Consider the following 23,877-nt stretch of genomic DNA (forward strand, 5'->3'; position numbering starts at 1 on the left):
GCCGGGTTTTTTGCCTTTACTCGAGGGGGCTGACTGAAAGCCGGACACATTGCCCTCTTGGCACATTGCAGAACTGCCAGGTGCGAGCCGGCTCAGGCGCTTGGGCGAGCGCTTGCAATACCTCCTTTTCCATCAACTGATTTGCCTCTGGCCCGCTGAACATGAAGGTCACCGGCTCGCCGTGCACGATTGCGCTTGCGGTTGGCAGGGTCGTGGACGTGATCTTCCGTGCGCTCTGCGCACTGTCCACTGATTCGATACGCGATCCAGCAGGCGTATAGAAAGACTTGTAATTGAAGTTCAGCGTCAAGAAGAACAGGGCGGTCAGGAAGAAGGGAAACCCAACCAGAAACCATGTATACAGCGTCTGGCTGGCTTCGCTGAGAAAGGGCAAGGTAGCCAGGGCGGAGGCTTCGATTATGCCCGCAAAGATAGCGACGATTGTCAGCGGAGCAACGGGTTGTGCTTGATTCATGGAGCCTTCTCCTGCGCTTTCGTACATCTATAACCTAGGTCCTTGCTCAGCTAAACCCTGCACTGTTTCCCATGCCGGGCCTGCGCCTGCCAAGCGCTTCAAGCGTCACGACCACGGTGTCAGTGTTTGATGTAAAAGTTGTCGGGAGTTGCCCTCTAAGGCAGTTCTTATCCGCTTTTATTAATTAGCTTGTAACAACTCTTCATCTTGTGTGTAGGAAACTTCCGTAAGTTTAGTAAGCCGTGTCTGTACGTCCGTTTCTAGGCGAAAACGCCGCGCCATGAGTTCTTCTCTCGGTTATCGTGGCCTGCCAATGCAACAGCAATGAATGGATATCGCATGAACAAAGTGCTTATCGTGGATGATCACCCTGTGATACGTCTGGCCGTACGCATGCTGATGGAGCGGCATGGGTACGATGTCGTCGCTGAAACGGACAACGGAGTGGCCGCGCTGCAACTGACACGGCAACATCTTCCCGATATCGTCGTGCTGGACATCGGCATACCCAAGCTCGACGGCCTCGAAGTCATAGCCCGCATGGCCAGTTCAAGCCCATGCAGCAAAGTACTGGTACTGACCTCCCAGGCACCCGGCAACTTCTCGATGCGGTGCATGCAGGCAGGGGCGGCAGGGTACGTGTGCAAGCAACAGGAACTGACCGAACTGCTCAGCGCGATCAAGGCGGTGTTGTCGGGCTATAGCTACTTCCCCAACCAGGCGCTGCACGCCTCGCGAGGGCGCAGCGGCGGCAGTGAAGCGGAAATGGTCAACCGCCTTTCGGCAAGGGAGATGACAGTGCTTCAGCAATTGGCGCGGGGCCGGTCGAATAAGGAAATCGCCGACAGCATGTACCTGAGCAACAAGACGGTCAGTACTTACAAATCTCGGTTGCTGCTCAAACTCAACGCGCGGTCATTGGTGGACTTGATCGAACTGGCACAGCGACACGGGTTGAACTGATGGTATGCAGAGCCTCCTGCAGGAGGGCTCTGCACCGAATTCGAGGCCTGAACGGAGAGGGAGCGGGTCTTTCGGAGGCCCGCCAGCCAGCACCTCCTAGAGATCGTAATCGAAATCGGCCAGTTGCCTTTGCAGTCGACGTTCTTCCAGCAGATTGTCGATGGTGCGACGCTTGCTCAGATTGGTTTTCGCCGGTTCTACTTGCGGCTCGACTTCTTCTTCAGCGGTCACAAAATCATCTTCAATCGTGAGGTCGTCTTTATCAGTGCTCATGAGTCGCTCCACGGCAAGGGCCAATGGCCGACCTTATAACCATAAAGTGGGCGCTGGTAAAAAAGATTTTTTCAATCGAAGCGCAATCTTTCTACTATTGCCTCAATCATCACTGGTCTTGTGCTTGAATTCACACAGGTCCTCGATTCGGCAGCTGCCGCACCTGGGCTTGCGGGCCTGACATACATAGCGTCCGTGCAGGATCAACCAATGGTGTGCGTCGAGCAAGTAATCCTTGGGGACGAACTTGAGCAGCTTTTTTTCCACCTCCAGCACCGTCTTGCCCGGAGCAATGCCCGTGCGATTGCTGACGCGGAAGATATGGGTATCCACTGCCATCGCCGGTTGGCGAAATGCCGTATTGAGCACTACGTTGGCTGTCTTGCGGCCAACGCCCGGCAAGGCTTCGAGGGCCTCGCGCGTGTCCGGCACCTGCCCGTCATGCCGCTCAATGAGTAGGCGACAGGCCTCGATGACGTTCTTGGCCTTGCTGTTGTAGAGCCCAATGGTCTTGATGTACTGGCTCAGTCCGTCGACTCCGAGCGCGTAGATAGCCTCAGGGGTGTTGGCAACTGGAAAAAGCCGCGCTGTGGCCTTGTTCACACCTACATCGGTGGATTGCGCGGAAAGGGTCACGGCTACCAACAGCTCGAAGGGTGTGGTGTAAGCCAGCTCGGTTTTGGGTGTCGGGTTGTCTTCGTGCAGTCGACGGAAGATTTCTCGACGTTTGACGGCATTCATGAATTCGTAGCGTTCCTGGAGAACGTGAGCAAGGCAGGCAAGGCGCAGCAGCCCGTGGCTGCGCGCCATCGTCGCAAGGCGGGGCCTGATGCAGGTCCCGCTTGTGGGTCACTTGATGCGCTGACCGGGCTTGGCGCCGCTGTCGGGGCTGAGCAGGTAGATTTCTTCACCGCCAGGGCCGGCGGCCATCACCATTCCCTCGGAAACCCCAAAGCGCATTTTACGTGGCTTGAGGTTGGCGACCATCATGGTCAGCCGGCCTTCGAGCTGAGCGGGGTCAGGGTAGGCTGACTTGATGCCGGAGAAGACGTTGCGGCGCTCATCACCGATGTCCAGGGTCAACTGCAGCAGCTTGTCAGCACCCGGTACGGCCTCGGCCTTGACGATCAGTGCCACGCGCAGGTCGACAGCGGCAAAGGTGTCGAAGTCGACTTCCGCCGACAGCGGGTCCTTGTGCAGCTCGCCATTACCCACAGGTGCCTTGGGCTCCTCGGCGGCCAACAGGTCCTCCTTGCTGGCCGCGATCATGTCTTGCACCTTGGCAGGTTCAATGCGGCTGAGCAGGGCCTTGAACGGGTTGAGTGAGTGATTTTCCAGGCGCGAACGGTGATCGTCCCAGGTCAAGGGGGCCACATTCAGGAAGGCCTCGGCATCGGCCGCAAGCACTGGCAGCACAGGCTTGAGGAAGATCACCAACTGACGGAACAGGTTGATGCCCTGGGCGCAGATGGCTTGCACCTCGTCTTGCCTGCCTTCCTGCTTGGCCAGCGACCAAGGCGCTTTTTCGGCAATCCAGGCATTGGCGCGGTCGGCCAGTGCCATGATCTCACGCATGGCGCGTGCGAAGTCTCGGCCCTCGTAGGCCTCGGCAATGGACGGTGCAGCTGCCAGGAAGGCTTCGGTCAGCTCTGGAGCTGCATCACCGGCCACCATCACGCCGTCGTTGCCTTTATGGATGAACCCGGCACACCGGCTGGCGATGTTGACCACCTTGCCCACCAGGTCGGAGTTGACCTTCTGCACAAAGTCCTCAAGATTCAGGTCCAGGTCATCGACCCCGCGACCGAGTTTGGCGGCATAGTAGTAACGCAGGTATTCGGGTTGCAAATGGTCGAGGTAGGTACGGGCCTTGATAAACGTGCCCCGCGACTTGGACATCTTCGCACCGTTGACGGTGAGGTAGCCGTGCACGTTGACCGCGGTCGGCTTGCGCAAGCCAGCGCCTTCGAGCATGGCGGGCCAGAACAGGGCGTGGAAATTGACGATGTCCTTGCCGATGAAGTGGTAAAGCTCAGCGCTGGAGCCCTGGTTCCAGAAGGCATCGAAGTTCAGGTCCGGGCGACGCGCGCACAGGTTCTTGAAGCTCGCCATGTAGCCGATCGGCGCGTCCAGCCAGACGTAGAAGTACTTGCCAGGCTCGCCAGGGATCTCGAAACCGAAATAAGGCGCGTCCCGGGAGATGTCCCACTCCTGCAGACCGGCATCCAGCCATTCGGCGAGCTTGTTGGCCACGGCGTCCTGCAACGTGCCGCTGCGCGTCCACTGCTGGAGCATGGCCTGGAAGTCGGGCAGCTTGAAGAAGAAGTGCTGGGAGTCGCGCAGCACCGGTGTAGCCCCTGAAATAGCAGACTTGGGGTCTTTCAATTCGGTCGGTGCATAGGTCGCGCCGCATTTTTCGCAGTTGTCGCCATACTGGTCTTCGGCCGCGCACTTCGGGCACGTGCCCTTGATGAAGCGGTCTGCCAGGAACATGCCCTTTTCAGGGTCGAAGTATTGGGTCACCGAGCGAGTGGAGATATGCCCCGCCTCGCGCAGCCGGGTATAGATCATGCCCGACAGCTCGCGGTTTTCTTCGCTGTGGGTGGAGTGGAAATTATCGAAGTCCACCAGGAAATCGGCAAAGTCGGCGCTGTGCTCGGCCTGTACGTTGGCGATCAGTTGCTCTGGCGTGATGCCTTCCTTTTCGGCTCGCAGCATGATGGCCGAGCCGTGCGCATCATCGGCACAGACATAGATGCACTGATTGCCGCGCAGCTTTTGAAAGCGGACCCACATGTCTGTCTGGATGTACTCGAGCATATGGCCAAGATGGATGGATCCATTGGCATAGGGCAGGGCGCTGGTGACGAGAATCTGACGTGGCTCGGACATGGTGGCTCGGCTACTTATCTGGCGACGGGTGAAAATGAGGATGATCGGCCACTATAAAGGGCTGACGAATATATTTCACCCCGCGCACGCATCTGCTGACGATTGACGGGTTAGGATAGGCGCTTGTTTTACATTCAGTTTGCCAATGGGAGTGTCCATGAGTGCCCTCAATCGCGCCGCCATCGAAGGCGTGCTTCGCCAGTACACCGACCCCTATCTCGACCAGGATCCGGTCACTGCCGGTTGCGTGAGTGCCATCGAAATCCAGGATGGGTGTGTCAGCGTACAGATGCAGCTCGGCTATGCCGCAGGCCTGTTCAAGCAGGGCTGGGCGCAGGTGCTGGAAACGGCGATCGGTAACCTTGAGGGTGTGACCCGCGCACAGGTGAGCATCGAGTGCGTGATCGCGGCCCACAAGGGCCAGGCCCAAGTGCCCGGCATGGCCAACGTCAAGAACGTCATCGCCGTGGCATCGGGCAAGGGCGGCGTGGGCAAATCCACCACCGCCGCCAACCTGGCGCTTGCACTGGCCCGTGAGGGTGCGCGCGTAGGCATCCTCGATGCGGATATCTACGGCCCCAGCCAAGGCGTGATGTTCGGCATCGCCGAAGGTACGCGGCCGCAGATTCGTGATCAGAAATGGTTCGTGCCTATCCAGGCCCATGGGGTCGAAGTGATGTCGATGGCATTCCTGACCGATGACAATACCCCCATGGTGTGGCGCGGCCCCATGGTCTCGGGGGCGCTGCTGCAGTTGGTAACCCAGACAGCCTGGAATGATCTCGATTACCTGGTCATCGACATGCCGCCTGGCACCGGCGACATCCAGCTGACGCTGGCGCAAAAAGTGCCGGTGGCAGGTTCGGTCATCGTGACCACGCCCCAGGACCTGGCGCTGCTCGATGCCAGAAAAGGCGTGGAAATGTTCCGCAAGGTCAACATTCCGGTGTTGGGCGTGGTCGAGAACATGGCCGTACACATCTGTTCGAACTGCGGCCACGCTGAGCACCTGTTCGGCGAGGGTGGCGGTGAGAAACTCGCCAGCCAGTACGGCGTCGATCTGCTGGCGTCGTTGCCGCTTTCGATGTTGATCCGCGAGCAGGCCGACAACGGCAAGCCTACGGCCATCGCCGAGCCTGAGAGCCAGATCGCCATGGTGTACCAGGAGCTGGCGCGCAAGGTGGGGGCGCGTATCGTACTGCGTGAGGCGGCAGCGCCAGCGATGCCGAGCATCACCATCAGCGAAGACTAGTCGGCTGTAGTACCGCAGCCTTTCAGATCAAGACCAGAGGGCGGCTCGGTGAGCCGCTCGTGCTGACAGGTCGTGCTCAGAGGAGGCCAGGCGCGTATCTGTTCAACGGGCGATCCTTGACCATGGTCAGCGCGCCCTGGCGCCTGCTGACTGAGTAGCAGGCATAAAAAAACCCGCCGAAGCGGGTTTTTTTTGAAAGCTAGAAAGCTAGATCGACTTAGGCGATCTGAACTTCTTCAGCCTGCATGCCTTTCTGGCCGCGGGTAGCGACGAAAGTAACAGCCTGGCCTTCTTTCAGGGTTTTGAAGCCGTCAGCTTGGATGGCTTTGAAGTGCACGAACAGGTCGTCGCCCGACTGAGGGGTGATGAAGCCGTAGCCTTTCTCATCGTTGAACCACTTGACGGTACCGCTTTGACGATTGGACATTTTTCTGTCTCCTTGGACAATTTGATTTCGGTCAGGAAAAACCCTGCCCGGGACTGAGCGCAAAGAGAGCAGAAAATTCAGCGATGGGCCGATCAGGATCGTGCATCAAACTAGAGATTCTCGGTGTCACGTGCAGCACAGTGGCAACACCTTACCCCACTTTGCCCAAGCTGCCAATGGCCAGACGCCGCTTTCCCCGAAAAGAGATCGACGGCGGCTACAAGCCACGCCTCGCGGGCACTGTAGCCGCGGCGGGCGGCAAACGCTGGATGGAACTTTGAAGACCGCGCCGGGACCGGTAAGATGCGCGTCTATCTTTACCTTGCAGACTCTTCAGGACATCCCGCCATGAGCATCAAATCGGACAAGTGGATTCGCCGCATGGCGCAGGAACACGGCATGATCGAGCCGTTCGTGGAGCGCCAGGTGCGTGGCGAACAGGATAACCGGGTCATCTCTTTCGGCGTTTCCAGCTACGGCTACGACGTGCGCTGCGCCGACGAATTCAAGGTCTTCACCAATATCAACTCGGCCACCGTCGACCCGAAGAACTTCGATGCCGGCAGCTTCGTCGACATCAAGAGCGACGTGTGCATCATCCCGCCCAACTCCTTTGCACTGGCGCGCACCGTGGAGTACTTCCGCATCCCGCGCGACGTGCTGACCATCTGCCTGGGCAAGAGCACCTATGCGCGTTGCGGCATCATCGTCAACGTGACCCCGCTCGAGCCCGAATGGGAAGGCCACGTGACGCTGGAGTTCTCCAACACCACCACGTTGCCGGCCAAGATCTACGCCAACGAAGGGGTGGCGCAGATGCTGTTCCTGCAATCGGACGAGCCTTGTGAAGTGTCCTACCGGGACCGCGGCGGCAAGTACCAGGGCCAACGTGGCGTCACCCTGCCACGCACCTGACCGACAGGCGTCGGGAATTTCATCGGCTTTTGACGCTCCAAGTGGTAACCCTGCCGATTTGCATAAAGCGGGTCGGCTGTTGTCAGGAGGTGCCAATGAAACTCCACCCAACGATCAGTGCGAAGTTGGCTGGCTTGCAGCCCAATCACATCGGGCTGCTGTCCTGGTCGCTGTTGGCTGACCCATTGCCGCTGCATGCCGGCGGTGTGCCAGGGCAGCCTGACCCGGACACGCCGCAGCCTGGCCAGCCGGGTGATACGCCTATGGAGCCCGGCGAGCCCACCCTTCCCGATGAGCCGCCTCCGGCGCCTGTGGCCTGATTCATTTCATAGCGGCCACACCCGGCCGGCACCGGCCAGATAGACCTGGCTGGTGCCGGCGGGCTCGATCTCCCAACCGCCTGTGAATTCTCCGAAAGCTGGCAGCAGGCTGACTTTTTCGTCGATCAGAAAGCACGGTAGGCGCAGCCGCTGGCGAGCCCTGCCGCGCAGCACGAAGACCGGGTGGACGTGCCCTGAAAGCACCGTGAGTGCCGGATGCGCCTTGGGTTCGTGTTGCAGGGCGAACGGCCCCACTACATAAGGTTCGTCTACCACGTCGATCCCCAGCTCAACAGGTGGATCGCCTGCGTTGCGGTCATGGTTGCCGCGTATCAGCACGATGCTCAACTCCGGATGACGCTCCCGCCAGGCTTGCACCCGGGCCAGCGTAGCCGGCGCCCGCGCAGTCCGGGCATGCAGGAAATCACCGAGCACGATCAGTTGCTCGCAGTCATGCTCGGCCAGCAGTGTGTCGAGCCGGGCCAACGTGGCTTCGGTAGTGCCTCTGGGAACGGGTTGGTGCAAGGCCCTGTAGCTCGCCGCCTTGCCGATGTGCACATCGGCCAGCAGCAACGCCTTGCGGGCTGGCCAATACACGGCTTTGTCCGGCAGCAGCCAGAGTTTCTGCCCGGCCAGTTCGATGGCGCAATGTGTCGTCATGTGCGGATCGCCAGGCCGTCGATGGCCAGCGATATGACCGCTACCCCATGAATGCGTTTGGTCGTTCTCTGGTTCAACCTGCAATGCTCTCCAATTCCGCTACCATCCGCGCGATGCGGTCTGCCAGTTTTTCCGTGCTGAGGGTTTCACGCAGCCCTTCGACCAGTAGCGCGAACGCCAGCGGCCCGGTGCGCTCCATCACACGCAAGTCCAGCCTGAGGTCGGTCAGTTTCAGCAACTGGGCCCGAAGCCGATCGATTTCCAACTCCTCGCTAAGTACCTCATCACGTGCCTGGCCCAGCAGCAGGTTGCCTGCGTCGTGCTTGCGGAACACCTCGTAGAACAACCCGCTCGAGGCCTGGATCTGGCGCATGCTCTTTTGCGCCGCAGGATAGCCACCGAACACCAGCCCAGCGATCTGGGCGATTTCCCGGAACCGGCGCAGCGCCATTTCCCCGGCATTGAGGCTGGCAAGCACATCCTCCAGAAGATTTTCGGTACTCAACGCCTGGGGCAGGTAGCTGGCCCAATCCACCGGCCCAGGGCTTAGCAGCTCGAAGCCGTAGTCGTTGACGGCGATGGAAACCGACAGCGGTTGCTCACGGCTGACACGCCAGGCGATCAGGTTGGCCAACCCCATGTTGGCCATGCGCCCGGCAAACGGGTACACGAACAGGTGCCAGCCCTGCCTGGATTTGAATGTCTCTGCCAGCAGCGTCCCTGTCGTCGGCAGCGCCGACCACTGGGCTTGTACCGTGAGCAACGGCCTTACTGCGCGCATTTCAGGGCTGTCGAAGCGACCGTGCGCTGCGGCGTCAAGTTGCTGGACCACAGCATCTGCCAGTTCGCTGGAAAGTGGCATGCGCCCGCCGTTCCAGCGGGCCACCGCCGCCTTGCGCGCGTTGCTGCGGCGCACATAGGCGGTCATGTTTTCCACGCGAACCAGCTCCAGCACGCGGCCGGCGAAGACGAATGTGTCCCCGGGCCTCAAGCGTGAGATGAACGCTTCTTCCACGCTGCCCAGGTTCTTGCCGCCACCGCCTTTGCTCCAGTACTTCAGGTGCAGCGAGGCGTCACTGACGATGGTGCCGATGCCCATGCGATGGCGGCGCGCCAGGCGCTCACTGGCGACCCGGTACATGCCGTCTGGGTGCATTTCAACACGTTGATAATCGGGGTAGGCGCTGAGCGAGCTGCCGCCATGGCAAACGAAGTCCAGTGCCCATTGCCACTGGCTGTCACGCAGGTCGGCGAAGGCCCAGGTGCTGCGCACTTCAGCGAGCAGTTGCTGCGGCTCGAACCCGCTGCCCAGGGCCATGCTGACCAGGTGCTGGACCAGTACATCCATGCACAGGCGCGGTGACCGGCGTCCCTCCAGGTGGCCGGCCGCCAGGGCCTGGCGCATGGCGGCGGCTTCCACCAGCTCCAGGCTGTGGGTGGGCACCAGGGTGATACGCGAGCGCCGTCCAGGCGCATGCCCGGAGCGTCCTGCGCGCTGCATCAACCGGGCGATTCCTTTGGCCGAACCGATCTGCAGGACGCGCTCGACCGGCAGGAAGTCCACGCCCAGGTCCAGGCTCGATGTACAGACGACGGCTTTGAGCGTGCCCTCCTTGAGGCTGCGTTCGACCCAGTCGCGGGTGTCACGTGCCAGGCTGGCGTGATGTAGCGCGATCAGGCCCGCCCAGTCGGGGCGCTCTTCGAGCAGGGCCTGGTACCAGAGCTCGGCCTGCGCTCGGGTGTTGGTGAACACCAGGCAACTGCTGCTGGCGTCGATTTCCCGGCTCACCTGCTTCAACATCTTCAGGCCGATGTGCCCTGCCCATGGGAAGCGCTCGATGTGCTCAGGCACCAGGGTATCGACCTGCAGCACCTTGTCCTGGCGCCCGCGGACCAGCTGACCACCTTGGGGCAGCAACACGTCCAAGGCATGTTGCAGGTTACCAAGGGTGGCCGACAGCCCCCAGGTCGGCAGGCCAGGGTGCCAACGCCGAAGGCGGGCCAACGCCAGTTGCAGCTGAACCCCCCGCTTGTTGCCGAGCAGTTCGTGCCACTCATCCACCACCACCATGCGCAGCGTCGCGAAGTCATTGCTGGCCTGTGCCCTTGTCAGTAGCAGGGTCAGGCTTTCAGGTGTGGTGACCAGCACGCTGGGCATGCGCCGGGCCTGGCGTGCGCGCTCGGCGCTGCCGGTATCGCCGCTGCGCACGCCAACGCTCCAGGGCAAGCCCATCTCGTCGATGGGCGCCTGCAGCGCTCGTGCCGTATCGGCGGCCAGGGCGCGCATGGGGGTGATCCAGATGACCTGGAGCGGCGCCGCGTGGCGCCCCTGGGCCTGGGCCTTGAACGCCCGCAGTGCCGCCAGCCAGACCGCATACGTCTTGCCAGCGCCAGTGTTGGCATAGAGCAGGCCCGACTCCCCACGCTCGACGGCGGCCCACACCTTGCGCTGGAAAGCGAACGGCTTCCAGCCGCGTTGGGCGAACCAGGCATTGGCAAGATCGGTGGCGGCGGGCATCAGGCGGGCAGTCCCTCGAAGGCTGTGCTTCTAGAGACCACCGCTGCAAGGCATTGGTTTACTTGTCAGTTGGCCAACAGATTGCCGCTGCGGCACACCTGCTCGCCGGCAACATGGGCGATCACCATGCCTGCCGTGGCCATGCGCCGCACGCTGCGCGCATACAGCAGGCCAGGCTGGCTGTTGCGCAAGGGCATGACGCGATCACTGAGCGGGTCGATGACCTCGGCAATCAATTGCCCCGCCTCCAGGTACTGGCCTGGCTTGGCGTGGTAAACCAGCAACCCGCCCGCGGCGGCCGGGATTGGCTCCACGGCAGCCAGTGGGGTGGCTGGCCAGCGCAAGGGCGGCAGGGCAGGGGCATGGCCCTGTATCACGCCGGCATGGGTCAGGAAGTCGAGAATGGCCTGGCAGTCCTGGCGCGCCAAGTCGTGGCTCACATCCGCCTGGCCGCGCAATTCGAGGGTGACTGAACACGTGCCCGCCGGGATGGGGAAGCGTTTGCCAAAGCGCTGTTGCAGCTGCCACCACAGCAGGCTGAAGCACTCGTCGAAAGACTGCCCGCCCGAATCGGTCGCCAATAGACTGGCCTGGGCACCCAGGTAACGGGCCAAGGGCTCGAACTGCGGCCAGGCGTCCGGGGTGGTATAGAGATGTTCGACAGCGTCGAAGTCGCAGTGCAGGTCCAGGACCAGGTCGGCATCGCACGCCAGGCGCTGCAGGATCAGGCGCTGCGCTTGCAGTGGAGTACGCGCCGGATGAGCATCCAGGCCACGGCGCAGGTATTCGCGGATCAGGGCCTGATTGTGGAGCGGGTCCTGGGTCAGGTGGGCCTCGACCTGATCACCGATGCTGTCTGACAGATCGACGAAATTGCGGTTGAAGTTCTCGCCACTTTGCAACTCGAACCGGCCCAGCGGGGCGTCGAGCAGCACCTGCTCAAGGCCTACCGGGTTGGCAACCGGCACCAGGATGACCTCGCACTGCAGGCGGCCTTGCTGGTCCAGTTCCAGCAACTGGCGCTTGAGGTGCCAGGCCACTAGCATGCCGGGCAATTCGTCAGCATGCAGCGAGGCCTGGATGTACACCTTGCGGCCACCGCGTGGCCCGAAGTGGAAGCTGTGCAGTTGGCGGGTTACCCCCGGAACAGGGGAGAGGATGTCGTGGGTCGAGTGGTGCATGATGGTCCTGAATACGGGGCTGGAACGGTCTGGAGCACGGGCTGAGCCTTCAGATGAAAGCACAATTTCGCTGCCAGCGCCTCACGCCAGCCCCTCACAGCTGCCTGTGATCCCTGATCAGGCCAGCAAGGCCTGTAAGGTCGCCAGGTCGTCGGCCTCCTCGACAGGCTTGTCCAGGCGCCAGCGCAACATGCGTGGAAAGCGCACGGCGATGCCGCTCTTGTGGCGCTTGGACAGAGCAATGCCTTCAAAGCCCAACTCGAACACCAGCGTGGGCGTTACGCTGCGCACGGGGCCGAAGGTTTCCTGGGTGGTCTTGCGCACGATGGCATCGACCTTGCGCATCTCCTCGTCGGTCAGGCCGGAATAGGCCTTGGCGAAGGGGATCAACGTGCGGTCCGGGGTGCCGGCAGGGCCGTCCCAGACTGCGAAGGTGTAGTCGCTGTACAGGCTGGCGCGCCGTCCGTGGCCACGCTGGGCGTAGATCAGCACGGCGTCGACGCTGAACGGATCGATCTTCCATTTCCACCAGGTGCCCATGTCCTTGGTGCGGCCAACGCCATACAGTGCCTCGCGCTGCTTGAGCATCATGCCTTCCACGCCCAGGCTGCGTGACTGCTCCCGCTGCCGGGCAAGGTCCGCCCAGTCGGGCCCTTGCAGCAGCGGGGAGAGCAGTACGGGTGCCAATGGGCAGGCTTCAAGCACACGTTCGAGTTGCGCGCGCCGCTCATGCTGCGGGCGACTGCGCCAGTCCTCGCCTTGCCATTCCAGCAAGTCATAGGCCTGCAACACCACTGGGGCATCACTCAACAATTTCTTGCCCAAGGTCTTGCGACCCAGGCGTTGCTGCAGCAGGGCGAAGGGCTGAACGGACGCCTCAGCCTTGGCATCGCTCGCTTTCCAGACCAGGATCTCGCCATCGAGCACCACGCCATCGGGCAGGGTCTGGGCCAGGCTCTGCAACTCGGGAAAACGTTCGGTGACCAGCTCCTCGCCGCGCGACCATACCCACAGCTGCCCGTCGCGCTTGACCACCTGTGCCCGGATGCCATCCCACTTCCATTCGATTTGCCACGCGCTGGGCGGCCCGAGCAGCGTATCGAACTGTTCGACCGGGGCTTGCAGGGGGTGGGCGAGAAAGAAGGGATAGGGCTGCCCGCCACGCTGACTATGCTCGTCGGCAGATTCGGGCGCTATCAGTTGAAGGTAGCGCTCGGCGGTTGGCCGGTGGCGGATGTCGGTATACCCAACCAATCGCTGGGCTACCCGTTTGGCGTCCAGCTCCGCCAACTGAGCCAGGGCGCGTGTGACCAGCAGTTTCGATACGCCGACGCGGAAACTGCCGGTGATCAGCTTCAGGCACAGCATCAGGCTGGGGCGATCCAGCCGTGCCCAAAGAGGTGGCAGACGTTGCTGAAGTTCCTCCGGGGGCAGGCCGCGCAACGGCAGCAGGTAGGTTTCGACCCAATGCGCCAGACCTTCGTCATCGCCCTGCTGGGTGTCGGGCAACAACAGCGAAATGGTCTCGGCCAGATCGCCCACCGCCTGGTAGCTTTCCTCGAACAGCCAGTCCGGCAATCCTGCCATCGCGCCGGCCAGTTCGCGCAACACCCGGGTGGGCACCAGCTGACGCGGGCGCCCGCCAGCCAGGAAATACACGGCCCAGGCGGCGTCGTGGGCCGGTGCGCTGGCGAAGTATTCACGCAGGGCCTGAAGCTTGGCATTGCTGGAGGTGGTGCCATCGAGGCGCAAGTACAATTCGGCAAAGGCTTTCATGCGCCCTTCTCCCCGGCTGTGGCGTCATCTTCCTCACCGTATTCGGTGACGAATGCGCGGGCGTCGAGCCCCTGTTCATTCAGGTAGCGCACCAGCACGCCCACCGATCCGTGGGTGACCATGACCCGTTCGGCGCCCGTCTGGCCGATGGCCCACAGCAGCCCAGGCCAATCGGCGTGGTCCGAGAGCACGAAGCCTTTGTCCACACCGCGTCTGCGCCGGGTGCCGCGCAGCAGCATCCAGCCACTGGCGAACGCGTCGCTGTAATCGCCGAAGCGCCGCATCCAGCTGCTGCCGCCAGCGGACGGCGGGGCCATCACCAGGGCCGTGCGCAACAGCGGATCGTTGCGTGCAATGTCGCCGGCATAGCGGGTTTCGGGCAGGTACACCCCCGCTTCGCGATACACCCTGTTCAGCGGCTCGACAGCACCGTGCACCAGGATCGAGCCAATGCTGGGGTCCAGGCCATGCAAGATGCGCTGCGCCTTGCCGAAGGCGTAGCAGAACAGCACGCTGGCCTTGCCCTGTTCGCTGTTGGCCCGCCACCAGGCATTGATGCCGGCGAACACATCCGCCTGGGTCGGCCAGCGGTAGATGGGCAGGCCAAACGTCGATTCGGTGATGAAGGTATGGCAGCGCACTGGCTCGAAGGGCGCGCAGGTGCCGTCTGGCTCGACCTTGTAGTCGCCCGAGGCCACCCAGACCTCGCCTTGATATTCCAGGCGCACCTGTGCCGATCCCAGCACATGCCCGGCAGGGTGCAGGCTCAGGGTCACGCCGTGGTGCAACAGGCGCTCGCCGTAAGGCAGGGTCTGCAAGTTGATGTCCATGCCCAGGCGGCTGCGCAGGATACCGGCGCCGGGGTCTGCGGTGAGGTAATGGCGATTGCCGGAACGCGAGTGGTCACCGTGGCCGTGGGTGATCACGGCGCGGTCTACCGGCCGCCAGGGATCGATGTAGAAATCGCCGGGCGGACAGTACAGGCCTTCGGGTCGAGCGATGACGAGGTCCATGGCACACGCACTGGTAGGGAGTTACCAGTTAGGAGCCGCAGCGGCCAAGGGAAGTTCGACCGGTGGTTTGTTCAGCCCTTGACCATCGCAGCTGCTGCACGCCGCGGACCTTTTCTACTTGCCCGGTACCAGGGTCAGGCGCTGGGTGCCATAGGCACGTGCGAAGTGCTGGGGCGCAAGCGGCATGACCGCGAAGCGGCCCTTGAACCAGGCATCGAGGCCATCCCCATGATGCGGGCTGGCCGGGTTGCCGGACTGGCCGCTGCTGGTCAGCACCTGCAGGGGTTCAGCCTGGCTGAAGTCCACGATCAGCCGCGCCGATGCCGGCAGGCGGGTGACGAAGTCGCTTCCCCAGGCGTAGGGGGTAAAGGCGAGCGTGCTGAAGTCGCCGCCTGCAGGCTGTGCAGGACGGCCGATGGCATCACCCAGCCCGTGGTAGGCCGGTGCAGGCCATTGGTACTGGTGCAGTTTGCCCCATTGCCAGGCGCTGCGATCGGCGCCCAGTTGGGCGATGCCCGTGTCCATTGCCGCAACCAGGCTGCGGGCCAGGATGGCGGGTTTGTCTTCCTTCTGGGGCGTACCGCGGTCGTCCCAGAACGGGCTGTCATCCCGGCCCAGCAGGTGATCGGCCTGTGCCGAGAACGACAGGCGTGCATTGCTGACGAATGCCTGCCAGGCCGCCCCGGACTCAGGCCCCAGTTCATCGAGGAACGTCTGACGGGCAACGGCCTGGAGGAACAGGGCGTACAGCGCAGCATCGGACGACACCGGGCTCAAGCGGCCATCGAATGCCTTGAGCCTGGCCAGCGCCGTACGGGCCTTGTCGCGCTGATCGGTGGGCAAGGCATTGATGGCCTGCTGCAGCGGGCCTGCCATGCCTGGCGCGTCGAACATCTGCTTGAGCTTGCCGGCCAACAAGGTGACCTGATCGTTCTGCAGCGCCATCAGGCTGCGGCCATCAATTCGGCCATTGCCGGCGAGCTGGCCCAGGCGCTCTGCACGCTCCGGGTAGTACCAGCTGCTCGACAGCTGCATGCCGTAGCCGCGCGGCAGGCTGCGCTGGTTGGCGTGGCCGATCCAGCCAGCAGTCGGATCCTGGTCGTACGGGTGCAGCATGGGGTCGGCATAGCCATCCCAGTCATAACGTCCATCCCATCCCGGCGAAGGCAACAGGCCTTGGCCTTCTCGGCGGTTGGGATAGCGCCCGCTCACCTGCCAGCCAATGTGCGAAGGTTCGGCAAAGACGAAGTTCAGCGCCGCAGCCGTGACATCACGGGTGCTGTCGAATGCGCGCTCCACGGTCTTGGCGCGGGTCAGGTCGAACAGTGCATCAAGGCTGCGATCGCCCTTGAACTGCGGCAGGTTCAGGGCAAGGCCCAGGCTGGCATTGCCCGGCTGGCCGAGTAGGGTGCCATGACGCGTGTCATGCATCACTTCACGCTGTGGGCGCTCGCCGCGCACCAGGAAGGTCTCGGTGTGTGCCCTGGCTGCAACCCATTTGCCGTCCGCCAGGTAACTGACCTGGTTGCCTTGGTGGCGCAGCTTTTCCAGGAACAGGTCCTGGTTGTCAGCCATCACCGCGCTGCTGGTCCATCCCAGCTGGCCGTTGTAGCCAGCCAGCACGATCGGCAGGCCCGGCAGCGACAGGCCGGCCACCTGGTACTTGCTGGTGTGGATCTGTACCGGGCTCAGCGCCCAGACTGCACGGCTGTCGCTGGCCAGCAGGCTCTTGCCGCTGCGGCTGCGTTGCGGGCCGATGGCCAGGTTGGTTGAACCGGGGCTGCCCAGCAGGTCAAGGTCGACCAGTTTTTGGCTGGCGGCTGCCAGGGCAGACAACCCCGGCAACTGACTGGCAAGGTCCAGGCCCTTGAGCTTGGCTGCTTCGCCTTCGGCCAGCGGTTCGTCGGCGGCGCCGGGCAGCAGCCAGGCCAGCTTGTCACTGCCGACTTTCTGCGCCAGGGTCAAGGCGCTGATCTCTTCTTGCAGGTTGACCGACTGGCTGAAGGCATACAACGCGAATATCAGCGCGGAGTCTTCAGGCTTCCAGTATTCGGGGCGGTAGCCGCTGTTGGCCAGGTCCGCCGGCAGCTTGTCGCGGTAGCGGAACAGGTAGGCGTTGACCCCGCGCGCATAGACGTCGAAGAAGCGCTTGAGCCGTGGCGATGCGTCGGCGTACAGCTGTGCCGCGCTTTGCTTGAGGTTGGCGGCGCGCATCAAACGGTCGATATCCAGTGCATCGCGGCCGGCCACTTCAGCCAGCCGCCCCTGGGCGAGCAACCGCATGGCAACCATCTGCTCGATCCGGTCCCCGGCATGCACGTAGCCCAAGGTGAACAGCGCATCATGGAATGTGCTGCTCTCGATCAGCGGAGCGCCCATGGCATTGCGCCTGACCGACACGTTCTGGGCCAGGCCCTTGAGCGGCTGCACGCCGCTGGCCGGCGGCAGGCTGTCCTGTTGGGCAGTGGTCTGGCAACCGGCCAGGCCAAGTGAACCGAGCAGCAGGGCAGCCGTTGCAGCGCGCGGGCGGAAAAAGAAAAGGGCGGGGGCGGCCATGGCAAGGCTCCTGCAAGGCGTAGCGGGAATGGAAAGGCGCTAAGGTAGTGAGCAGGCCGCCCGGGTGCAAGGCCTGCCCTGGCTTTATTTCGGCACATCGGCCCAGCGCTGGATGAGTGGCAAGACCCTGTCGGCCATTTGCCAATCCCCGGCCGTGACGCCGGGGTATCCAGGGGCGCGTTGCAGCGGGTCAAACTTCGAAATGCACAGCCATGGCGTCTGAAAAGTGCGTGCAGTTGATGCGGGTGTACCGAACGTAGTTGCGCGTGATCGCAAAGGATTCGCCAGGCATCAGCAGCACATCGTGCTGTTCGAGTTGGCGCAAGAAAGGATGCAGGTTGGCAATATCGGGGTGATGGACCCACAGGAACATGCCGCCGTGCGGCGTGATGTCGAAGCGCCAGCCGCGGTCTGTCAGCATGCGCTGGGTCTGAACCTGCTGTCGAATCAGGCGTTGCTGCAAATCGCTCATGTGCCTGGCGTAGGTGCCGTCGGTGAGGATCGTATTGACGAAGCGCTCGCAGAATGCAGGCACGGCCACGCAGGTGAGCAGTTTCAGGCGCATGAGCGGTTCGACCAGTGCAGCCGGGCAGGCGATGTAACCCACGCGCAGGGAGGCGGACAGGCACTTGGAGAAGCTGCCGATATAGATGACCTGCTGCAGGTTATCCAAGCCGGCGAAGGTCTGGCGCACACCCGGGCTGAAGTCGCCGTACACGTCGTCTTCGACGACGTAGAAGCCGTGTTCGATCGCCAGTCTCAGCACGCCGAAGGCGTTGTGCGGGCTGACGTTGCTACCGGTGGGGTTGTGGAATGTGCTGTTGCAGAAGAAGGCCTTGACCTTGTGCTGGGCCAGGTGCCGCTGCATGTCTTCAAGGTCGGGACCGTCTTGCAGCCGACGGATGCCGACCACGTGCCCCCCGGCCAGCTCGATCAGCTTGACCAGGTTGCCGTTGCAAGGCTCGTCAACGAACACGTGATCGCCAGGGGCGATCAGCAGGCGGGCCACCAGGTCCAGGGCCTGGGTGGCGCCCAAGGTGCTGATTAATTGCTGCGGGCCTACATCGATCTGGGTCATGCGCCGCAGGTGCACGCACAACTGCTTGCGCATGGGCAGGTAACCCTGGATGTCGCCATAGTCGGCCAGCGAGCTTTGCTCCAGGCGCGCCGTACGCCGCACGGCCTTGGCCAGCAGCTCGGTGTCGCGCCAGGCAGGGGGCAGCCAGCCGCAGCCGAGCTTGGTGTAGCGCGGGCCGCCTTGCAGCAGCTTGAACAGCGCGTCCCCGGCCATATGCCCGGGCGCCTCGTCCCTGGCTGGCGGCCGAGTGGTACCGGCCACGAAGTAGCCACGCCCTGGCACGGCCGTCAACAACCCTTCACTGACCAGGCGCCCATAGCTGGACACGACCTCGTGGTAGGTGGCACCCGTGCTGGCCGTGAGCTTGCGAATCGACGGCATGCGTTGCCCCGGCAGCCATTCGCTGGCAGCCAGACGCTGCCGGAGTTGATGAAGGAGAGTGTCAGCACGCATCGACTGGCCCGTCAGTGTTAGAAAAAACAGCCTAACAGTTAGCTGGAAACCGCGTCGACTGTTCGCCCGTGGCCAGCCGATCAGTGAGAAGCTTCGGCGCATTCATTTACTGCGCCTTCAGCGAGCACGCCATGACCGAAACCCTGCCAGCACGTACCTACCTGTATTTCATTGCGCAATCGGTCAACCTCACTACGGCTGTGATGTCCGTGACCATGGCAGCCCTTGTCGGTGCTGCCCTGGCGCCCGATCCTGCGTGGTCGACGGTGCCCTACGGGTTTCAGTTTCTCTGCGTAATGCTGGCGACCTACCCGGTGTCGTGGCTGATGGGGCGCATCGGTCGTCGCCGCGCATTCATGCTGGGTGCTCTGCCCTTGGCCGTATCCGGCGTCAGCGGGTTCCTGGCCGTGCAGCACCAGCACTTTTTCGCCTTGATACTCAGCCACTGTGCCTTGGGGGTGTACATCGCGTTCGCCAACTTCAACCGGTTTGCCGCTACCGACAACCTGACGCAACACCTCAAGGCGCGGGCGCTTTCACTGGTGGTGGCAGGCGGCGTGATCGCGGCCGTGGTGGGGCCGGCCTTGACCGGGTGGCTCAGGGATGTGGGCGGGTATCCACTGTTCTCGCTGTGCTATGCCGCCTTTATGGGTCTGGCGCTCGTGTCGTGGTTGATAGCCCTTTGCTTGCCCAAGGAGATGCCGGTGAATCGCCCGCAGCAGGGCCTGCAAGCGTCCGAGACGGTGCGCCCTGCGCCACGCAGGGTGTTGATGGTGGCAATGAGCGTGGCGGCGCTGGGATACGGCATCATGAACCTGTTGATGATCCAGGCTTCGCTGCACATGAAAGGTATGCACCAGGAGTTCGCCGACGTGCGCATGGCCATCCAGTGGCATGTCGTGGCGATGTTTGCGCCGTCGTTCTTCACAGGCAGCATCATTCAACGGTTGGGCATCAAGGTAACGATCTGCGCAGGGTTGGGCCTGTTCGTGGTGAACACGGCCTTGAACATGGGGTCTAGCAGTTATGCAGTGATGACCGCGGCCCTGATAGCCCTGGGCCTGGGTTGGAACCTGACCTACGTGGGCGGGGGCGCGCTGCTGGCGCAGGCATTGCAGGACAGCCCGTGCGCGGTGCGCCTGCAGGGCAAGAATGACCTGGCCATTGCCGTGTGTGCCACGCTTGGGGCCTTTACGCCTTCTTTGTTACTGGACACGGCAGGCTGGAAGGGCACCAACGGTCTGTGCATGGTGCTGTGCCTGGGGCTGTTGCTGGCCACCGCGCTACGGTTGCCAGCCAAGCCGGGCACCTCGGCGCCCAAGCTGCAGACCGCGCCGCGCCCGCGCTAACGGACAGGCGCGGTGCCGTCGAACGGCGGGGCGGCGGTCAGGCGCCGTGGCACTTCTTGAATTTCTTCTCGCTGCCGCACGGGCACGGATCGTTGCGGCCAACATCCTTGAGGGCGTTGCGCACCGGCTCCTGGTGACCATGGTTGCAGTGCGGCCCATGGACATGGCCGTGATCAGGGTGATGATCGTGGTCGTGGTCGCAGTCAGGGCCGTGAACGTGAGGCTGTTGGGACATTGCAGGGTTACTCCAGGTAATGATCGCCGGGCATTATCTCACCACCGCGCAACAAGTGCAGGTTCCGATGGATCAACAGGCCGGTGCCCAGTTCGGCCTTGAGCGTGTATTTCAAAGGCTGGTGGCTCTTGAGCATCTTGGCCAGTGGCTTGAGGCGCTGCCACAGGTTGGTACGGGCGGTGATCTTGAAGGTGCGCTGGTCGTGTCCGCCAACGCTGCGCCACAGGCTGGCTTCGTCCTCTGCCAGCAGCACATCGTTCAACCGCAGGGCATAGGACAGGTTGCGGATGAACAGGCGACTGTCGTTGGGGTTTTCCACCCGCACATGGAGCACGAATTCCTGTTGCAGCAGGCGAGCCTTGACCGTTTCCACCCTGACCAGGTGGATCTCCGGTTGCCGCCAGGGCTCACCGCCCCAACTGACGCAGCCGCCCAGAAGCATCACCAGCAAGGCAGGCAGCAGGACACGCAGGCGGGTCATCATGCTCAGCCACCCACATAGCTGGCGCAGCATTTCTTGAATTTCTGCCCGCTTTGGCAAGGGCAGGGATCGTTGCGCGTGGCGTTCAGGCCCACGGTGGGGTCGATGAAATACCAGCGCCCTTCGTGCTGCACGAAGGCCGAGCGTTCGCGGTGCTGATGATCGCCGTCCTGGTCATGCCAGCGGGCAGTGAAGGTCACGAAGCCGTGCTCGGGCTGGCCACCGATCAGCTCGGCGTCCTCCACCTCCAAGCCCAGCCAGGTGCTCTGGGCACTCCAGGCGGCCATGGCGGCGCGATCAAGGCCGGCCTGCTGGGCTGGCAAGGTGGTCGCCACCAAGTAATCGACCAGCCCCAGCACATAGGCGCTGTAACGTGAGCGCATCAGCGCCTGGGCATCCGGTGCCGGCGTGCCAGCGTGGTAATGCCCGCAGCAGGCGTCGAGCAGGTTGCCACTGCCACATGGGCAGACCGAAACACTCATCATCACCACCAGTATTTGCCGAAGTTTTCAGGGTTGGCCCAGAACCGCGCGTTCAGCCAGTCAGGGACCTGCTTGTAGTCATGTAGATCATAGGTGAACAGGCTTAACACCTGCTGGTCGCGCTGAAACTTCTCGCTGGCCGACAGGGCCAGGGCGAAGAAGTCCGTGTCCTGCCAGCCGCAGGCCGTCAGGTCGGCCAGCACTGCGACTCGACTGGCGTTGAGATTGCGGATGCCACCAAGCAGTTCCAACCCGTTGCGCTTGGGCAGGTGCTCCAGGCAATCGACCAGAAGCGCCAGGTCGAAGCGCTGTGCTGCCAGTTCAGCCGGCAGCGGGCCCGGCGGTGCGCTCGCCAGGCTCGCCTCAGGGTGGGCCAGCAGGAAGGCATCAAGTGCCGGGAACCGCGTGCCCACCAGCAACAGGCGTTGCGGGGTGACGCGCTCGAGCAAGGCAGCGAGCGCCTGCTGCGGCGTGCGTTGGGAAAAACCGTCGGTCATTGCCAGTCCTCATCAAGATTAGCCAAGACTATCGGGCCAGCGCCTGTCGGCATAGGGCCGTGGCATGCGGTCATGGCAAATGGCTGGCAGGCTGCGCAAGCAGCGTCTTTACTGCCCTGATCGGCCACGATGCCGATTCCCCCCTAGAAGAGGCTATGAAATGAGCATAGTACGCACAGCTGTACCTCTGGTTCTGCTCACCAGTGTGTTGACTGGTTGCGCGGGTTTGCAAAAGACCGACTGGCCCAAATGTGCGGCGGTCGGCGGTGTGGGCGGCGCGGCACTTGGCGCTATTGAAAGCTCGAGTTGGGCAGGTTGGGGTGCACTGCTCGGGGGCGGGCTTGCAGCGGGGTATTGCTGGGCCCATGGGGATGGCGACGAAGACGGCGACGGCGTACCGGACAGCCGCGACAAGTGCCCAGGTACACCGCGCGGCGTCCAGGTCGATGCTAACGGTTGCCCGCCGCCTGCGCCGCAGGTCGAAGCTGTGGTCGTCGAGCAGGTGGTGGTCGAGAAAGAAGAAGTGATCGTCATCCGCGACGTGCATTTCGAATTCGACTCTGCAAGGCTCACCGCTGCCGACAAGCAGCGCCTCAATACCATCGCTACACGCCTGAAGCAGGAAGCGCCTTCGGCCCGCTTGAGCGTGAGCGGCCACACCGACAGCGTAGGCGCCGACAGCTACAACCAGAAACTCTCCGAGCGCCGTGCCCATTCGGTCACCGACTATCTGGTTGAAAGCGGCATCCCGCGCAACAGCTTCGTGTCTGTGGTCGGGGCTGGCGAATCCCAACCTGTGGCCGACAACGCCACCGCCGAGGGGCGTGCCATGAACCGTCGTACGGAAATCAAGATCCAACGGTGAGGCAATGGCGCCCGCGCACCGTTACAGCGCGGGCGCTCTGCAATCGCCTTGGGCGGTAATGGCCGGAGGACTAGACCTTGCCAAGCAGGATATGCGCTGGCGCGGTTCCCGACCGAGCAGTTACTGTGAAACGGTCGCGTTGGCCATCCCGGCAGTACGCCATACGGTGGGGCAGAGCATGAAATTCATCTTGAGCCTGGGCAAGCTCCTGACCATAGTCTTCTGGGGCGTAGTGCTGTACAACCAGATGGTGCCGCAACCTGTGCCGTTGAACCTGTTGATCAACGCCACGGGCTTGATGTTGGCGCTGCTGCACCTGCTCGAAATGCTGGTGTTCAATGCCAGTCTGCGCAGCCGTAGCCATCGCTGGTTCGACCGTCTGCAGATCCTGTTGACGGGCATTTTCCACATCATGTCCATCCCCCGCGCGCAAGAGGCGCCACGAAATGCGTAATCTGATGTTGTTCGCCCTGCTGGCCGCGCCGCTTACGCAGGCACAGAACCTGGAAGTACCCGCCAATTCCATGCTGCGCCTGCCAACCAAGTCGGCCGAGGTGCACCTGGAGCAGCTCAGGGTGGCGGACGATGCCACCTTGCTGCTTCCCGCCATGCTCGCCTCGCTGACGGTCGATCGGCTGGAGCTGGGCCGTGATGCCCGTATTGCCGTGGCACCGGCCGATACCCCGCTTCTGATCGAGGCCGCCAGTGCCAGCCTGGGTGCTGGCAGTGAGTTCAGTGCGCCGGGCGCGCCTGGGACCTATGAACGTGCCGCGCGTTCAGGGCGCGGGCTTGACCTCAAGCTTGCCCAGCTAGAGGGCGAACAACTGTCCATCGATGCCCGCGGTGGCGCGGGTGCGCCAGGGTTCGCCGGGCTCGATGGCGCCAACGGCCAGGCCGGTGGCTGCACCTGGGGCCGTGCCAGCCGTGGTTTCAACGGGGATGACGGCGGCAATGGCCACGACGGTGCGCCGGGTGGTCGAATTCGCCTGAGCGTACCCGAGGCTTTCCCGGCCGATCGCATCAGGGTGCGCCTTGACGGGGGCGCGCCGGGTAAGCCTGGTGCCGCAGGCAAGGCGGGCAAGGGCGGTGCGAGCAAGGGTTGCCTGGTCTACCGCACCTCGCCGGGCCACAGTGGCCGCGCCGGGCAACCGGGTCAGCCAGGCCTTGCCGGGGCTGCTGGCGAGCTGATCCTGCAGCGACTCTGAACGCTGCGGGT

The 23,877-nt window shown here is 63.0% G+C and carries 24 protein-coding genes; 8 read left to right on the forward strand and 16 right to left on the reverse strand.

Annotated elements, in window-relative coordinates; translation table 11 throughout:
* Nucleotides 1-16: 16 nt before the first annotated feature.
* Complete coding sequence (locus tag ACF8R3_RS11435) at nucleotides 17-475, reverse strand: hypothetical protein (protein ID WP_058637950.1); 459 nt, start codon at nucleotides 473-475, stop codon at nucleotides 17-19.
* Nucleotides 476-814: 339 nt separating this feature from the next.
* Here ACF8R3_RS11435 and ACF8R3_RS11440 point away from each other — a divergent pair, with 339 nt between their 5' ends.
* Complete coding sequence (locus tag ACF8R3_RS11440; RefSeq protein WP_058637951.1) at nucleotides 815-1,438, forward strand: response regulator transcription factor; 624 nt, start codon at nucleotides 815-817, stop codon at nucleotides 1,436-1,438.
* A gap of 96 nt (nucleotides 1,439-1,534) precedes the next feature.
* Here ACF8R3_RS11440 and ACF8R3_RS11445 read toward each other — a convergent pair whose 3' ends face one another.
* The 3 genes from ACF8R3_RS11445 to metG form a co-directional block, all read right to left on the reverse strand.
* A complete protein-coding gene (locus ACF8R3_RS11445) occupies nucleotides 1,535-1,711 on the reverse strand; it encodes a PA3496 family putative envelope integrity protein (RefSeq protein WP_178091282.1) in 177 nt (58 codons plus the stop codon).
* A gap of 102 nt (nucleotides 1,712-1,813) precedes the next feature.
* Entirely contained in the window at nucleotides 1,814-2,452 is a 639-nt protein-coding gene (nth, locus tag ACF8R3_RS11450) for an endonuclease III (protein WP_058637978.1), read from the reverse strand.
* A 108-nt stretch (nucleotides 2,453-2,560) separates the two neighbouring features.
* On the reverse strand, nucleotides 2,561-4,603 hold the full coding sequence (metG, locus tag ACF8R3_RS11455; protein WP_058637952.1) for a methionine--tRNA ligase: 2,043 nt from the start codon (nucleotides 4,601-4,603) through the stop codon (nucleotides 2,561-2,563).
* A gap of 157 nt (nucleotides 4,604-4,760) precedes the next feature.
* On the opposite strand from metG, the gene apbC reads away from it, so the two are divergent.
* The gene (apbC, locus tag ACF8R3_RS11460; protein ID WP_058637953.1) at nucleotides 4,761-5,855 is read left to right on the forward strand and encodes an iron-sulfur cluster carrier protein ApbC; all 1,095 of its coding nucleotides are present in this window, start codon (nucleotides 4,761-4,763) and stop codon (nucleotides 5,853-5,855) included.
* Between the two features lie 217 nt (nucleotides 5,856-6,072).
* On the opposite strand, the gene ACF8R3_RS11465 is transcribed toward apbC, so the two are convergent.
* Nucleotides 6,073-6,282 carry a cold-shock protein gene (locus ACF8R3_RS11465; RefSeq protein ID WP_016488765.1) on the reverse strand — a complete coding sequence of 70 codons (210 nt, stop codon included), beginning with the start codon at nucleotides 6,280-6,282 and terminating at the stop codon, nucleotides 6,073-6,075.
* Between the two features lie 348 nt (nucleotides 6,283-6,630).
* Between ACF8R3_RS11465 and dcd the strand changes: the two genes are divergently transcribed.
* Nucleotides 6,631-7,197, forward strand: a complete 567-nt coding sequence (gene dcd / locus ACF8R3_RS11470) for a dCTP deaminase (RefSeq protein ID WP_023535255.1) — start codon at nucleotides 6,631-6,633, stop codon at nucleotides 7,195-7,197.
* A gap of 95 nt (nucleotides 7,198-7,292) precedes the next feature.
* Entirely contained in the window at nucleotides 7,293-7,517 is a 225-nt protein-coding gene (locus tag ACF8R3_RS11475) for a hypothetical protein (protein ID WP_058606055.1), read from the forward strand.
* 6 nt (nucleotides 7,518-7,523) lie between these two features.
* Here ACF8R3_RS11475 and pdeM read toward each other — a convergent pair whose 3' ends face one another.
* The 7 genes from pdeM to ACF8R3_RS11510 form a co-directional block, all read right to left on the reverse strand.
* Entirely contained in the window at nucleotides 7,524-8,177 is a 654-nt protein-coding gene (pdeM, locus tag ACF8R3_RS11480; RefSeq protein WP_058637954.1) for a ligase-associated DNA damage response endonuclease PdeM, read from the reverse strand.
* A 73-nt stretch (nucleotides 8,178-8,250) separates the two neighbouring features.
* Nucleotides 8,251-10,695, reverse strand: a complete 2,445-nt coding sequence (locus ACF8R3_RS11485; RefSeq protein ID WP_058606053.1) for a ligase-associated DNA damage response DEXH box helicase — start codon at nucleotides 10,693-10,695, stop codon at nucleotides 8,251-8,253.
* 65 nt (nucleotides 10,696-10,760) lie between these two features.
* Nucleotides 10,761-11,876: a succinylglutamate desuccinylase/aspartoacylase family protein gene (locus ACF8R3_RS11490; RefSeq protein ID WP_058606052.1), complete on the reverse strand. Its 1,116-nt coding sequence runs from the start codon at nucleotides 11,874-11,876 to the stop codon at nucleotides 10,761-10,763.
* A gap of 117 nt (nucleotides 11,877-11,993) precedes the next feature.
* Complete coding sequence (locus ACF8R3_RS11495) at nucleotides 11,994-13,652, reverse strand: ATP-dependent DNA ligase (RefSeq protein WP_392515618.1); 1,659 nt, start codon at nucleotides 13,650-13,652, stop codon at nucleotides 11,994-11,996.
* Nucleotides 13,649-14,665, reverse strand: a complete 1,017-nt coding sequence (locus ACF8R3_RS11500) for a ligase-associated DNA damage response exonuclease (RefSeq protein ID WP_196141450.1) — start codon at nucleotides 14,663-14,665, stop codon at nucleotides 13,649-13,651. The genes ACF8R3_RS11495 and ACF8R3_RS11500 overlap by 4 nt, the downstream gene beginning before the upstream one ends.
* Before the next feature lie 114 nt (nucleotides 14,666-14,779).
* Nucleotides 14,780-17,221 carry a penicillin acylase family protein gene (locus ACF8R3_RS11505; RefSeq protein WP_392515619.1) on the reverse strand — a complete coding sequence of 814 codons (2,442 nt, stop codon included), beginning with the start codon at nucleotides 17,219-17,221 and terminating at the stop codon, nucleotides 14,780-14,782.
* Nucleotides 17,222-17,411: 190 nt separating this feature from the next.
* On the reverse strand, nucleotides 17,412-18,752 hold the full coding sequence (locus tag ACF8R3_RS11510; RefSeq protein WP_392515620.1) for a PLP-dependent aminotransferase family protein: 1,341 nt from the start codon (nucleotides 18,750-18,752) through the stop codon (nucleotides 17,412-17,414).
* A gap of 131 nt (nucleotides 18,753-18,883) precedes the next feature.
* On the opposite strand from ACF8R3_RS11510, the gene ACF8R3_RS11515 reads away from it, so the two are divergent.
* A complete protein-coding gene (locus tag ACF8R3_RS11515) occupies nucleotides 18,884-20,101 on the forward strand; it encodes an MFS transporter (protein ID WP_392515621.1) in 1,218 nt (405 codons plus the stop codon).
* Nucleotides 20,102-20,138: 37 nt separating this feature from the next.
* On the opposite strand, the gene ACF8R3_RS11520 is transcribed toward ACF8R3_RS11515, so the two are convergent.
* From ACF8R3_RS11520 to ACF8R3_RS11535, 4 genes are read right to left on the reverse strand one after another with little or no spacing between them, the layout of a single operon-like run.
* Nucleotides 20,139-20,336 carry an SEC-C metal-binding domain-containing protein gene (locus ACF8R3_RS11520; RefSeq protein ID WP_058637961.1) on the reverse strand — a complete coding sequence of 66 codons (198 nt, stop codon included), beginning with the start codon at nucleotides 20,334-20,336 and terminating at the stop codon, nucleotides 20,139-20,141.
* A gap of 7 nt (nucleotides 20,337-20,343) precedes the next feature.
* Nucleotides 20,344-20,820, reverse strand: a complete 477-nt coding sequence (locus ACF8R3_RS11525; RefSeq protein ID WP_100851003.1) for an LEA type 2 family protein — start codon at nucleotides 20,818-20,820, stop codon at nucleotides 20,344-20,346.
* 2 nt (nucleotides 20,821-20,822) lie between these two features.
* Entirely contained in the window at nucleotides 20,823-21,299 is a 477-nt protein-coding gene (locus ACF8R3_RS11530) for a YchJ family protein (RefSeq protein WP_058606045.1), read from the reverse strand.
* A gap of 2 nt (nucleotides 21,300-21,301) precedes the next feature.
* Entirely contained in the window at nucleotides 21,302-21,796 is a 495-nt protein-coding gene (locus tag ACF8R3_RS11535) for a DUF6231 family protein (RefSeq protein ID WP_058637963.1), read from the reverse strand.
* 160 nt (nucleotides 21,797-21,956) lie between these two features.
* Here ACF8R3_RS11535 and ACF8R3_RS11540 point away from each other — a divergent pair, with 160 nt between their 5' ends.
* The 3 genes from ACF8R3_RS11540 (at nucleotide 21,957) to ACF8R3_RS11550 (ending at nucleotide 23,866) form a co-directional block, all read left to right on the forward strand.
* Nucleotides 21,957-22,661, forward strand: a complete 705-nt coding sequence (locus tag ACF8R3_RS11540; RefSeq protein WP_027915328.1) for an OmpA family protein — start codon at nucleotides 21,957-21,959, stop codon at nucleotides 22,659-22,661.
* Between the two features lie 178 nt (nucleotides 22,662-22,839).
* A complete protein-coding gene (locus ACF8R3_RS11545; protein ID WP_197844792.1) occupies nucleotides 22,840-23,115 on the forward strand; it encodes a DUF1145 domain-containing protein in 276 nt (91 codons plus the stop codon).
* Complete coding sequence (locus tag ACF8R3_RS11550; protein ID WP_392515622.1) at nucleotides 23,108-23,866, forward strand: collagen-like protein; 759 nt, start codon at nucleotides 23,108-23,110, stop codon at nucleotides 23,864-23,866. Before ACF8R3_RS11545 ends, ACF8R3_RS11550 begins: the two co-directional genes overlap by 8 nt.
* Nucleotides 23,867-23,877 lie beyond the last annotated feature (11 nt).

Origin of the sequence: Pseudomonas sp. FYR_7 (genome assembly GCF_043106155.1) — a bacterium.
GTDB lineage: Bacteria > Pseudomonadota > Gammaproteobacteria > Pseudomonadales > Pseudomonadaceae > Aquipseudomonas > Aquipseudomonas parafulva_B.